We start from the raw sequence: 12,335 nt of genomic DNA, 5'->3' as shown, positions 1-12,335 counted from the left end.
TTTAATGTACGCTTTTTAATTATTCTAAAACGGAATAATCCCCAATGCTGATATTGGTAAAATTCCCATCAAAACTGGCATAATTCCCTATCATGGCATTATCAAGATTGGCATTTTTTATACGAACGTTGGTTTGCACCAAACTGTTTTTAATTGTGCTGTTTTGTACGTGACATCCGTCCCCTAAAGAGACGTTTGGCCCTACGGTTGAATTCATCAGGATTACATCATCCCCAATATAACAAGGCGGAATAATCGTTGAATTTTCGAAAACCGCTAAATTAGAAACTAAATTTTCACCATCTTCCTGTAAAAAACCTAGCATTCTAGAATTGGTTTCTACAGTAACGTCTTTGTTTCCGCAATCCATCCACTCATCTACTTCTCCTGGAACAAATTTCATGCCTTTGGCCATCATTTGTTTTATTCCGTCATTAATTTGATATTCTCCACCGTGAATGATATTATTATCCAACACCAATTGAAGTTCATTCTTTAAAACGGCAACATCTTTAAAATAATAAATTCCGATAACGGCAAGATCTGAGACAAATTCTTTTGGTTTTTCAACGAGTTCAATTATTTCATTGGCTTCGTTTAAATTTACCACACCAAAAGCTTCCGGTTGATCTACTTGTTTTACCCAAATTACACTATCGGCATTTGTATCTAAATCAAAATTGGCCCGGATTAAAGTATCGGCATAAGCAATAACAGCTGGTCCACTCAAAGAATCTTGGGCACACATAATGGCGTGACCGGTTCCAAGTGCCTCATTTTGATAATAGATAGTTCCTTTGGCGCCTAATTTTTGAGCAATTGCAATTAAATCTTCTTCTACTTTTTTTCCAAAACTTTCGTGAATAACGAATGCAATTTCTTCAATTTCCTGATTTAAAACGCCTGCTATATCTTCGACTAAACGGTGTACAATTGGTTTTCCTGCAACTGGAATTAAAGGCTTAGGAATGGTTAAAGTATGTGGGCGAAGGCGTGATCCGCGTCCTGCCATTGGTACGATTATTTTCATTTGGTTTGGTTTAATTTAACCGCAAAGTTCACGAAGGTTTCGCAAAGTTCACGAAGGTTTTATTATATTAATTTTGGCCACAGATTAAACGGATTAAACTGATTTTTTAATACTTATTTGAGTGCGTACTAAATCCTGATAACTGAGACTCCCGATAGCTATCGGGACTGAATACTTATTTCACTCCCGTACTTCCAAAACCACCCGCTCCTCTTGAAGTTTCGGTTAATTCTTGTACTTCAATCCACTCAGCACGTTCGTGTTTGGCGATGATGAGTTGGGCGATACGTTCTCCATTTTCGATAACAAATGGATCATTGGATAAATTTACTAAAATTACACCAATTTCTCCTCTATAATCGGCATCGACAGTTCCGGGCGCGTTAAGAACGGTTATCCCGTTTTTGGCTGCCAATCCGCTTCTAGGTCGCACTTGAGCCTCATAACCTATTGGCAATTCTATAAAAAGACCTGTTTTCACAATGGTTCTTTCCAGAGGTTGCAATGTTATGGATTGTATCAAATTGGCTCTTAAATCCATTCCTGCTGAAGCAATGGTTTCGTAGTTTGGGAGCGCGTGTTGTGATTTATTGATAATGTTTATTGTCATTCTTTTTAAATATAAAATGTATTGATTACGGAATAGCCTAGCCCTGTTTTTTTTATTAAACCTGACGGGTTTTAAAAACCCGTCAGGTTTAATAAAAAAGATACAGGCAGATATTCTAATTTTTAATTGGACGTTTTAAAATTCGCAAAAGTGTTTCTTTTTCATTGTAATAGATAAAGCCCATAAATACGGCTAAAAGTAAAATTCCAATATAATAATTCTCTCTAAAACCATAAAAAGAAATACATGAAAAACCGGTAGATAAAGTAAGATAGCCGACTATCTTTTTCTTGTCATAGGGAATTGGATAATATTTGTTTCCAAGATAATAGGAAATAAACATCATGCTCCCGTAAGCTGAAATGGTAGCAACCGCCGAACCATAATAACTGTATTTGGGAATCAATAAATAGTTTAACACCAAAGTGACTACCGCTCCAACTATTGAAATGTAAGCTCCAACATAGGTTTTATCGATGAGTTTGTACCAAACGGAAAGGTTGGTGTAAATACCCAGAAAAAAATTAGCCAAAATAATCAGAGGCACCACTTTCATTGCTTCCCAATAAGACGGATTTGGAATCATAACCTGTTTTAAAAGGTCGGCAAATACGATAACGGATAATAATATAAAAGAACCAAAAATCACAAAATATTTAGTGATCGTTGCATAAGTTTGCTGCGCATTTTCATTGGAAGCATGGCTAAAAAAGAAAGGCTCAATCCCTAACGTATAAGCCGTTCTATACAAAACCATAAAGAGTCCCAATTTATAACAAGCCGAATACACTCCTACTTGCTCTGCCGCTATGTTGACAGGCAATAATTTACCCAAAAGGATTTTGTCAAACTGTTCGTTGATGGCAAAGGCTATTCCCGCAATCATAATTGGCAATCCATAACGCATCATTCGTTTCCAAAGTTCGTAATCAAATTTCCATTTAATCGTAAAGTAGTCTGGAAAAAGTACCACAAAAGTTAGAAAACTAGCTATGATATTGGCAAGGAAAATATAGCCTATTTGGAAATTTTCAATGTAAACTGAACTTAAAAAACTATCGGGATGAGACACCGAAACACTTGGTAAATACAACAGAAAGAACAAATTGAACGATAGATTGACTACAACATTCCCTATTTTAATTAAGGCATAAAATTTAGGTCTTTGGTTGGCCCTTAACTTAGAAAAAGGGACAATAACCAAAGCATCCAATGCTAAAATCCAAATAGAATATGTGATGTATTGCGTATCTACACCAGACCATAGGGCTAATGAATTTCGAAACAATAAAGCTATAAAAATGAAGAGGATAGTCGTCCAGAAAATTGAAATAGTAGTCGTTTCAACCACGCTTGTTTTACTTTCGTCTTTGTTATTATAGAATCTAAAAAAAGCAGTTTCCATTCCGTAAGCCAGAATGACATTAAAGAAAATCATATAAGCAAAAATGATGGACACTTTCCCGTACTCTTCCTTTGGTAACAAACCTGTGTATAAAGGTACCAAGAGGAAACCAAACATTCTTGGTACTACTGTGGCTAGTCCATATATGGCTGTTTGTTGAAAAAGTTTTTTATATAATCCCAAAATATAATGTCTGTTTACTATTTATAACACAAAAATAACCAATTCTTTGGTTATTTTTGGGGTTTTGTTGCTGAATAAAGTTGAAAAGTAATTTAGAGTTTTAAGTTAATCATTCATCGTCCAATATTTTTACAAAATGAGGCCTTTAGTATTATAGTAGAAAATAGGAACCGATTTTTAATTAAAAACTATTCTTGAAAAAAACTAACTTGTTTTTGCGTCTCCTTAGGTTCTGGTATATCAATTTCGGTAAACGTCTTTAAAATTTCTTGATTAATTGAAGGTAAAAGTACTATTCTATTAGCTTGGTTTTGAACACATTTTTCAAATAAATTACGAACTACCCTTGCATTACCAAAATTTTCATCCTTTTTGGAATACAACAATTCGAAAGTATCAGCTAATTTTTCTTTAGCATCAGCATCTATTACAAAATCGGAGCTTTTACAAAAATTTTCAAAGATTAAAAATAATTGTTCTGGAGCAAAATGATTAAATCGAAAAAAACGATTGAATCGAGAGCGTAATCCTGGATTGAATTCCACAAAATCCTTCATTGGTTCTGTATATCCCGCAACAACCACTGCCAAATCTCCACGATGGTCTTCCATTCTTTTCAATAAAGTATTGATAGCTTCGGAACCATAATCATTACCGGTCGCATTTGTTGTTAATGCATAAGCCTCATCAATAAACAAAACACCTCCCAAACTTTCTTCTACAACTTTGTCTACTTTTGCAGCCGTTTGTCCTACATAGCCAGCAATCATTCCTTCTCTATCGGTTTCATACATTTGACCTTTTGACAAGAACCCCAAATGCTTGAATATCCTACCTAAAAGTCTGGCAACAGATGTTTTTCCTGTTCCCGGAGGTCCCAAAAACACAGTGTGTAGAGTAACTTCAATATTTTTCAACCCTTCAGAAGATCTCTTTTTTTGGATTTCTAAAAGGTTTATCAGCTCATAAACATCTTTTTTCACTTCCTCCAATCCTATTAATTGCTCTAATTCTTGAAGTACAATTTCCAAAGAATCATTCTTTGAAATAGAGGTGACATCCGAATTTGAAACATCTTTTGGATTACTCTTTAAGCCAATAAATGTGCCAAAATCCTGTTTGTCCTTAAACTTTACTCCATAAGAATACTTAAGGAAATTTTGATATTTATCTAAAATCCATTCGTATTTAGGATCGTTGATTTCCAATAAAACGCTTGGGATAAAGTATTTTTGGTCATTTTGTTCTGACCAAAGTAAACTATTTTCATTTCTGATTTTTGAAATATGCTTTTTGAAATTTTCAGTAGAAACTAAAGTGTTTAGAGCCTTAACCTCTTTTTCATCAGCAAAACTGTCATTCCTCAATGCATCATAATAATAAGCTAACGTAAATCTAGATTTATCCTCTTCTTTCACTAAGCACAGATTGTATGTTGCTATACAATCTGAAAGGAAAAAATGCTCAGCTTTTAGTAACAATCCATTAGAATTATTTAATACAACAACTTCATTTATCCTTCCAATAAATACTTCATTCTTATTTAATGACGAACAAATATCAATAATTTCCGAAGTTTCTTCTCTTAATACTTGAATAAATGAAGCGGTAAAAACCATCTTTTTCGTGTTTATTTCTGATGCTAAAATCTTTTTCTAGCTATAAAAACTCTAGAAACCGATTGAATTGAGTTTCTTTTAAAATATGTTCTATTATGAAATCATCATTTGATGCACAATCTCTTTACAAAGTTTTCTATGTCCTTCTCCAAATTCTGTCCAAGCCAATCCAATATCCCTTAAATCATACTTTGCAACTATCGTTCCGTATTTTTCTTGTTTTCCATTAATTGTTGGATGCCCAATTACATAAATGGATTGTGCTAATTCCAAAGCCAATTCAATATCATGAGTAGAAAATATAACAGTATTATAATCAGATGTTTTACAAAGTAAGTTAAATGATTTCTTTACTTCCTCAATATTCCCAACATCCAAACCAGAGAAAGGTTCGTCTAAAACTATAAAATTATCTGATGAAAACAACTGCTCAATAATTGCCGTTCTTTGTCTTTGTCCTCCCGAAAGTTCATTTGGGTATTTATCTATACAATTTTCTAAACCCCAAACTTTTATATACTCTTTTATTTTACTTTCCTTTTCAGCATCCGAAAGTGTCGTTTTTCTTAATGAAAATTTCAGTGCCTGATGAACTGTTTTATGCCTGAACAAAGTGTATTTTTGATCTACAAAACCAATATCCCCTTCCTTAACAAGTTTAGCTGCATTTGGTTCGCTATTCTCAAAATCGCGAATCAATATTTTCCCATCCGTACAGGGAACCAATCCAGTTAACGCTTTAAAAAAAGTAGATTTCCCTCTTCCAGATCTTCCCACAAATGCAATCACTTGTCCTGTACAATCAACTCCTTCACGTATTACATCCTTTTCGGTAAGGTTTATGTCTTTTATAATAATAGCATCATCATAGGCAACACTAAGATTTTCAACATACAAAAGTGTTTCTTTATATTCGTGTTTCATATAACTTATATTTTTGAATATCTAAATATTGTTTTTCTTAAAAAATTAATGCCCGCGTCAAGCCCCAATCCTATTAATAAAATAATGATTTGAAGCGCGATTATTCGACCAGTATTCATAAATTTATCCGAGTTTTTTATTAAAAACCCCAATCCACCAGACGCTACAACTATAGATTCCACAGTAACCAGCATCATCCATGTAATCGCTATATTTTGCCTAATTACATCAATAACATAATCCAATCTTCCTAAAATAATAACTTGCCAAAGCACTTCCAATCGACTGCATTTTAAAGTTTTGGCATGGTCGAATTCTTCTTGTGGAATGTCTTTGATAACCGCAATTAATGACGTCGTCAAGAAAGTGGTCAAAAATATAACCAAAATCCAAACTTGCATTGTTCTCGCTTCGTGGATTACCATTGTGATATAAAATGACAAACCTGTAAAAGGCAAAAAACGAAATTTAGTTACAAATTCTGAAATGGATTTCAACAGCGGTATTGGCCAAGAATAAGCCAAAATCAGCGAAATTATGGTTGCCAAAAATATGGATAAAAAACACAATTGCAACGAATGCAAAATATGCACTACTAATCCTTCATTATACAAATCCGTAAAACCAGTAAAAACTTGACTCGGAGACGGAAAAAGGTGCTTTGTCCCTGAAGTGCCAATAAACCAAGTTACAATCAAAAGAAACAGCCAACCCAATAAAATCAGTGTTTTATTGGTTTTTGATAATTTCTCAAAGGGGGTTAAAATTTTTATCATAAAAAATATTTTAAAAAACAAAGACACAGTTTTCCACTAATGAATTACTTGTGTCTTTGCTAAAATGTAAGTTTATTTTAAGAACGTAATTACAACTCTACGGTTTTTAGATTTACCAGATTCTGAACTATTATCAGCAATTGGTTCGCTTTGCCCTTTACCGTCGATTAATTGAAAACGATTTTCTGGAATACCTTTTTGTTTCAAATAATTTACAACTGCTTGTGCTCTGTTTTTTGATAAAGCTAAGTTTGCCTCACTATTTCCAACATTGTCAGTATGTCCAACAATCGTTAATTTGCTGTTTTCTGCTTGAACCAAAAGATTGTAAATTTTCTCTAAATCTTTATTAGAACTGTTTTGAACAGCAGCACTTCCAGAACCAAAATTTATTTTCCATTCGCCAGAAGCCATAACCTCTGTAGCTTGTGTAGAATAATCCGCTTTGTCAGCAGCAGTAGATTCAATGTCATTAATGTTCTTTAAGAAAAATAAGTTAACAGCTTCTTCATAAGGAACCACTGCTCCAACATTTTCATTAAAACCAAACGGATTTAATTCAGTCAAATAACTTGAAACTTGATTGTAAACCGATTTATATCTGTTTACACCATCTGACATTCCAAAATATTGCATTCCATCAGCATAATTAAAAACTTTGGATCCACCCATATTATACGTCAATCCGTTTTTTGTTCCTTGTTGTCCTTTGAACATTTTATACCAATATTCTGGAGTTTCCATATTATAAGTAGTAGCTACTGCTTCAGAAGCTCTTACTTTCCAATCCTCATAATTCTTCATTTGGTTCGAAGCCGTTAATGCCGATTTCAAAATATTAGAAACAATTTCTGGATTTTTGGTTGCCCATTCTTTTACACCAATTAAAACAGCTGGCATTTGGTTATTAAATTCTTTAGTCGAAACAATATCGACAAAACCAGATAATTTGTCAAAAACCGTTTTATCCCCTGGAGTCCAAGTGGCACAACCGTCAATTTTTCTGTTTACTGATTTTCCTGTCAATTTTCCGTTGTTCACTTCTTTCAAAGTAACCGTCCAACCTGTAGTTTGGGATTTAATCAACTCCTCTGCCGATTTGATATAATCATCATTTTCTGATGGATAAATATTTACTGCATCTGCATCATAAGTTGCAGGATCTGGATTTACTTTCAATCCATTTGCAAAACAATAATTTACGGTCGTAACCCAATCCCCATCTCCTAAAACTGCAGAGATAACAGCACCTTTCATACTTTTCGGATCTGATTTCCAATTTGGCGGCCCAATCAGTTTGTCTTCACCATAGCTCATCCCTACAGCACCCATTACTTGTAAATGGTATTTTCCTTTTCCGTATTTTTCGTCTAGTGATTTTTGGGCAGAGCTTATGTAAAATGGAGCTCCATCCCCCATAATCACAATTGCAAATACACTTTTATCGGATGTTGGAAAAGCTTCTCCGCCATCAAATTCTTCGATAAATTTCATTTGCATATTACGCAATTCCGAGAGCCAGTCTTGTCTAATAATTTCAAGATTAACTCCGTTTTTTTCCATTAAAGAACCTTTTGTCGTTTTTGGTCCACCATTAGAAACAATAAATCCAGATGCAGCATTCCAGGCATATCCTGCAATTCTTACTAAAGGCTTACCGCTTACTTCTGAAGAAACTTCCTTAGAAGGTAACTCTAATTTATCTGCGTTCGTAACATTATTTACATCTGTACCATTCAACTCCATTCCATTCAACTGTTTTGAAACAGCTGTTTTGATTCCTGGAGAAACGTAATAAACCGCTCCTAAAATCCCTCCAATTGCAACAATAACAATTAATAATTCTGAAAAAGTGGTTAGCTTTTCTGTTCTTAAAATTTTTCCCATTTTATTTTTAAAATTTAAATTATATATTAAAAAATATCTCCAAAACCACCACTAGACATTTTATCTTCTTTGGTCATTTTATAATTTGGACTCGTATATTTCGTTGAATCAGGAATTGTATTGTCGCCTGTTTTAATTTCATCTGCCAATGAATCTAATCTGGAGTACAACTCGTCGTTATCTACAGAATATTTAGAGGTAAGTGAATCAATATCAATTAAGTTCTCAGAAGTTCTGGCTATATCTAGCGCAATTGTTGAAGTTACTACCTCTAATGCATATTCTAATTCCCAATCTTTGGTAAACATCATGGCACTTTTGGCACTTTCAGTTGCTTCTTTAGCATTTCTGGCAAACTCATATTCCTTTTGAAGCATCGTAACTGTAGCGTCAAAATCGGCAATTTTTATATCTATTGCTGTTCCTGCCAGAGTCAGCTTTCTATCCATTTTACCCAAAACATTGGCACGAACACCATATTTTTGAATAAAATTTTTGCTTTGCTCATATTGTGTGGAAATCCTTTGAGAATCACTTAGCTTTCTAGCCAACTCACTTTGAAGAGCAACATACTCATCTGTGTCTTTGGCAGCAACTCCATTCAATCTAACCATTTCATCCATTGCTGATTTTAACTTCTCACACTGACGTTTCAGACTTAAAACATCTTCCTGAAAAGATTTGGCCTCTTTTTCAGATTTACTGGCTTCGATTTCCATCTCATTTTTAAGTCCTTTCAGCTTGGCTTTGGTATTCTTAAAAACTTCACGGTTTTTAACCATTTTAAGTTTTTGTTCCTCCAATTCATTAAAAGGATTACTTTGAATTAATGCTTTGTGAAGGTTTTTGGTAGCAAATCTTAGTCCCTTCATAATAACCGGAAACATCATTACCAAAAAAACTAAAAAAACACCTGTCGCCGATAATGCAATTGCTTGTCCCAACATTGTAAAAAGCGGCGGAATAATATACGTCCAGGTTAAATATCCACCAATGCCCAATAAACCTAACGCCAAACCCCAAAATAATGTTTGCTCCCCTTTTTTTAAAGTCCCAGGCTTTAAGGCAATTTCTCCTTTTGACTCATCAAAATGTTTTAATATTGGTAGCGATAATAGTGTATTCTTTTCTTGTTCGAATTTGTCCATTAATTATAAATATTGATTAATTCCTGTTACTACTGTGTTAATTGAATCTAGGATTTTATGCTTGGCCAAATCGTTAGCTTCCATCTTTAATTTAATCTCTGAAAACTGCTCTATATTATTGGAATCCAATTTTTGAAATTCTACTTTTTTCGTTTCCAATTCATTTTGAAGCTGAAGAATCTTAGTATTCAATTCTTCAATACTTTTAGAAAGATTGTACTTCTCTTTGGTCAAATTATTCTCTAAATCCGATTTTTTGGTTTTACCAACAGTATCGTATTTAGCATAAACTTTTTCAATCTCAGTAACATAAAAATTCGCTTTTTCAAGCAGAAATTGTTTCGTCAAATCAGGCTGAATAGTTTTACCCATTGTGAAGGCCATTTGATAACTTTGAGGATTCGAAATTCCAACTGCTACAACCGATTTATACAATTCAAAAAAATCAAAACCAGCAGCATTCAAAGACTCAAAGCCTTTTTCATAAACTTCGAAAATTTCTTTTAAAAAAGGATTGGATATAGAATCCAAAGTACTTGGTTGAGAAGCATGATTTGGAAATTTAGTAACTTCACTAGGGGTAGGTGTTATTGCAACTTGAGGTTGATTTGTTGATTCTTCTTCATTAATAAAAAGACCTTTCCAATTAAAACTTTCTTTTGCCATTTGTATATTATTTAATCTAAAATTAAAGGAGTTGTAAAACAATTTCTACTATTATACGCTTAACTTGTTAAAAAGTTACTAAAATAAAAACATAAATGTAAACTTTTTCAACAAACAAAAGTATATAAGTAATCTGTATGATTTTTTTTCCTATAATAGAATTGATTAATTCGCTGTACCAATACTAGTTGCAGCTAACAACGAAGAAACAAAATACGACATTATATGATGTCTATTACCTACGTCTAAGTTAATCCCTCTTCATTTAATATTTTCAAAAAGTGAAAACCTTTTGGAACATATCCTTGATTATAATAAAAACGGTGAGCGGTAAAATTACCCGTGAAAGCATCCAAAACAATGGCATTACAACCTTCTGCTTTGGCTTTAGCATCAATATAATCGGTCATGATTTTACCTATGCCTTTAGCTCGGTGATCTGGATGAACAATAAAATTATCAATTTCGATGTATTTTCCTGTCCAAAGTTTCATTGCTGTCCAAAAACCAGTTACCCCAACACAAGTAGCCTCTTCAAAAACAGCTAATTGTTTGTAATTATGAGGAACCATTTCCTTCAAATAAGATTCATATTTCTCTACGGTAAGGTTGGGGTACAGATGTTTCATTACTTCTATTTGAGCAAGCATATCTTCAATCGTGGTAAGTTCTATTGTTTTCAATTATAGGAAATTAGATTTAAAAAAATAAAAAAGAGCCAAACAAAGTCGAGCCCTAAAATTGTCTAAAGCCATTTTGCTTCTTTGCAATGGCTGTTTATGATGTTTGTAATGAGATAATTATTTTCTGTTCTTTCAAAGAAAATATACCAAGTCGTTCTTTTATTGGATTTATAGAAAATATAATTGGAACCAAAAGAACTCAGTTCAATTGGTGTTCTTCTAGAAGGGAAAGTGGTTATGTTGTCTTCTATAAAATCTACAATCTTAACAGCGTAATTTTGCGCACTACTTTTAAATCCAAAATATTCTTCTTCAAAAAGAATATCAACCAAATCATTGATATAGCTTTCCGCAGAAGTACGATAGGTAATATTTATTTTTTCCAAGGCAAAGTTTCGATGTGAGCCAATAATCTCCTTTTCAATTCTTCCCCAGTAATTGCTGTTTTTAATTCTTCTTCGAAATTAAAAGTATTTTGTCTTTTGATGCGGGAAATTTCATTAAGAATTAATACATCATCCAAAGTTTCAATCCAGTCGATGATTTCTTTTTTTTGAGTCAGTGTTTCCATTTTGGTTGCAATTTAAATCAAAGTTACTGATTTTTGTTCCTCTAGAAAAGGAATAAAAGCTTAAATTCAATTCATCAAATACAAATTATACTTTATAAAAGACGTCTTCAATAGCAATATCTAATTCTGGGAACAAAGGACTCTTTATGTTTTCTCCTTCCACTTGTGGTTTCAAACCAATAAATTCACCATTGATTAAAGTATAAACCAATATAATCTTATCAAAAGGTTCAATTATCCAATACTCTTTTACACCAGCTTCTTGATATAAATTGAACTTTGTATGTACGTCATGTTTACTATTATTTGGCGATATAATCTCGACCATCAGATCAGGAGTTCCGTTACAACCTCTTTTGTCCAGTTTGCTTTCGTCACAAATAATACATAAATCGGGCTGCACTACAGTTGAGTCTTTCTTTGCTGAAGGTATCGGCAAACGAACATCAAATGGAGCTGCGAAAACATTACAGGGTTTTCTTTTAAAATTTACATAAAAACTTCCTGCAAGATTATTTGAAATTCTTTGATGAACCATACTCGGAGCAGGGCTCATTTTCATAATAAACCCTTTGATGAGTTCTACACGTTCCTTAAATTGCCATAACAAATAATCCGAATACGAATATTGCTTGGTCAAATCGAGATCGGAAAATTTAGTTACTGTTGTCATTTCAAAATGTTTTATCAAAGATATAAAATCTAATTTTAAATTTTATACAAGATTTTTTGATGTGGAAACAAGAAAGCCAGCAAATTTTGCTGGCTTTCTTATAAATCTAAAATTCTTAAATCGTTAATCTGCTCCCGATAAATATCGGGACTAAAATCTA

Annotated in this window: 13 protein-coding genes; all 13 read right to left on the bottom strand. The window is 33.1% G+C overall.

The window, feature by feature from the left end; translation table 11 throughout:
- Positions 1-19: 19 nt before the first annotated feature.
- The 13 genes from FNW52_RS03145 to FNW52_RS03085 all read right to left on the bottom strand — a co-directional run bounded on the left by FNW52_RS03145 (position 20) and on the right by FNW52_RS03085 (position 12,175).
- Positions 20-1,030, bottom strand: a complete 1,011-nt coding sequence (locus tag FNW52_RS03145; RefSeq protein WP_143375971.1) for a sugar phosphate nucleotidyltransferase — start codon at positions 1,028-1,030, stop codon at positions 20-22.
- Positions 1,031-1,205: 175 nt separating this feature from the next.
- The gene (gene dut, locus FNW52_RS03140) at positions 1,206-1,640 is read right to left on the bottom strand and encodes a dUTP diphosphatase (protein ID WP_143375970.1); all 435 of its coding nucleotides are present in this window, start codon (positions 1,638-1,640) and stop codon (positions 1,206-1,208) included.
- Positions 1,641-1,755: 115 nt separating this feature from the next.
- Positions 1,756-3,228: a lipopolysaccharide biosynthesis protein gene (locus FNW52_RS03135; protein WP_143375969.1), complete on the bottom strand. Its 1,473-nt coding sequence runs from the start codon at positions 3,226-3,228 to the stop codon at positions 1,756-1,758.
- Positions 3,229-3,416: 188 nt separating this feature from the next.
- On the bottom strand, positions 3,417-4,847 hold the full coding sequence (locus FNW52_RS03130) for an AAA family ATPase (protein WP_143375968.1): 1,431 nt from the start codon (positions 4,845-4,847) through the stop codon (positions 3,417-3,419).
- A 93-nt stretch (positions 4,848-4,940) separates the two neighbouring features.
- Positions 4,941-5,771 carry an ATP-binding cassette domain-containing protein gene (locus FNW52_RS03125; RefSeq protein ID WP_143375967.1) on the bottom strand — a complete coding sequence of 277 codons (831 nt, stop codon included), beginning with the start codon at positions 5,769-5,771 and terminating at the stop codon, positions 4,941-4,943.
- A gap of 5 nt (positions 5,772-5,776) precedes the next feature.
- Entirely contained in the window at positions 5,777-6,547 is a 771-nt protein-coding gene (locus FNW52_RS03120; protein ID WP_143375966.1) for an ABC transporter permease, read from the bottom strand.
- 72 nt (positions 6,548-6,619) lie between these two features.
- Entirely contained in the window at positions 6,620-8,434 is a 1,815-nt protein-coding gene (locus tag FNW52_RS03115; RefSeq protein ID WP_143375965.1) for an OmpA family protein, read from the bottom strand.
- A gap of 26 nt (positions 8,435-8,460) precedes the next feature.
- The gene (locus tag FNW52_RS03110) at positions 8,461-9,582 is read right to left on the bottom strand and encodes a hypothetical protein (protein ID WP_143375964.1); all 1,122 of its coding nucleotides are present in this window, start codon (positions 9,580-9,582) and stop codon (positions 8,461-8,463) included.
- A gap of 3 nt (positions 9,583-9,585) precedes the next feature.
- Entirely contained in the window at positions 9,586-10,248 is a 663-nt protein-coding gene (locus tag FNW52_RS03105; protein WP_143375963.1) for a hypothetical protein, read from the bottom strand.
- A gap of 245 nt (positions 10,249-10,493) precedes the next feature.
- The gene (locus tag FNW52_RS03100) at positions 10,494-10,898 is read right to left on the bottom strand and encodes a GNAT family N-acetyltransferase (protein ID WP_143376252.1); all 405 of its coding nucleotides are present in this window, start codon (positions 10,896-10,898) and stop codon (positions 10,494-10,496) included.
- 95 nt (positions 10,899-10,993) lie between these two features.
- A complete protein-coding gene (locus FNW52_RS03095; RefSeq protein WP_143375962.1) occupies positions 10,994-11,317 on the bottom strand; it encodes a hypothetical protein in 324 nt (107 codons plus the stop codon).
- Positions 11,305-11,502 (bottom strand): hypothetical protein, encoded by a 198-nt coding sequence (locus FNW52_RS03090; RefSeq protein ID WP_143375961.1) that lies wholly within the window; start codon positions 11,500-11,502, stop codon positions 11,305-11,307. Before FNW52_RS03090 ends, FNW52_RS03095 begins: the two co-directional genes overlap by 13 nt.
- 85 nt (positions 11,503-11,587) lie before the next feature.
- Positions 11,588-12,175, bottom strand: coding sequence for a Uma2 family endonuclease (locus FNW52_RS03085; RefSeq protein ID WP_143375960.1), 588 nt, complete (start codon positions 12,173-12,175; stop codon positions 11,588-11,590).
- Positions 12,176-12,335 lie beyond the last annotated feature (160 nt).

Origin of the sequence: Flavobacterium sp. ZT3R18, from assembly GCF_007097385.1 — a bacterium.
In the GTDB taxonomy this organism is placed as follows: domain Bacteria; phylum Bacteroidota; class Bacteroidia; order Flavobacteriales; family Flavobacteriaceae; genus Flavobacterium.
This window is presented reverse-complemented; position numbering and strand designations above follow the sequence as displayed.

Excerpts from the sequence above, each read along its gene's own strand:
- FNW52_RS03105 (WP_143375963.1), bottom strand. The coding sequence starts at position 10,248 with ATGGCAAAAGAAAGTTTTAATTGGAAAGGTCTTTTTATTAATGAAGAA.
- FNW52_RS03100 (WP_143376252.1), bottom strand. The coding sequence starts at position 10,898 with ATGCTTGCTCAAATAGAAGTAATGAAACATCTGTACCCCAACCTTACC.
- dut (WP_143375970.1), bottom strand. The coding sequence starts at position 1,640 with ATGACAATAAACATTATCAATAAATCACAACACGCGCTCCCAAACTAC.
- FNW52_RS03115 (WP_143375965.1), bottom strand. The coding sequence starts at position 8,434 with ATGGGAAAAATTTTAAGAACAGAAAAGCTAACCACTTTTTCAGAATTA.
- FNW52_RS03130 (WP_143375968.1), bottom strand. The coding sequence starts at position 4,847 with ATGGTTTTTACCGCTTCATTTATTCAAGTATTAAGAGAAGAAACTTCG.
- FNW52_RS03090 (WP_143375961.1), bottom strand. The coding sequence starts at position 11,502 with ATGGAAACACTGACTCAAAAAAAAGAAATCATCGACTGGATTGAAACT.
- FNW52_RS03110 (WP_143375964.1), bottom strand. The coding sequence starts at position 9,582 with ATGGACAAATTCGAACAAGAAAAGAATACACTATTATCGCTACCAATA.
- FNW52_RS03145 (WP_143375971.1), bottom strand. The coding sequence starts at position 1,030 with ATGAAAATAATCGTACCAATGGCAGGACGCGGATCACGCCTTCGCCCA.
- FNW52_RS03085 (WP_143375960.1), bottom strand. The coding sequence starts at position 12,175 with ATGACAACAGTAACTAAATTTTCCGATCTCGATTTGACCAAGCAATAT.
- FNW52_RS03120 (WP_143375966.1), bottom strand. The coding sequence starts at position 6,547 with ATGATAAAAATTTTAACCCCCTTTGAGAAATTATCAAAAACCAATAAA.
- FNW52_RS03125 (WP_143375967.1), bottom strand. The coding sequence starts at position 5,771 with ATGAAACACGAATATAAAGAAACACTTTTGTATGTTGAAAATCTTAGT.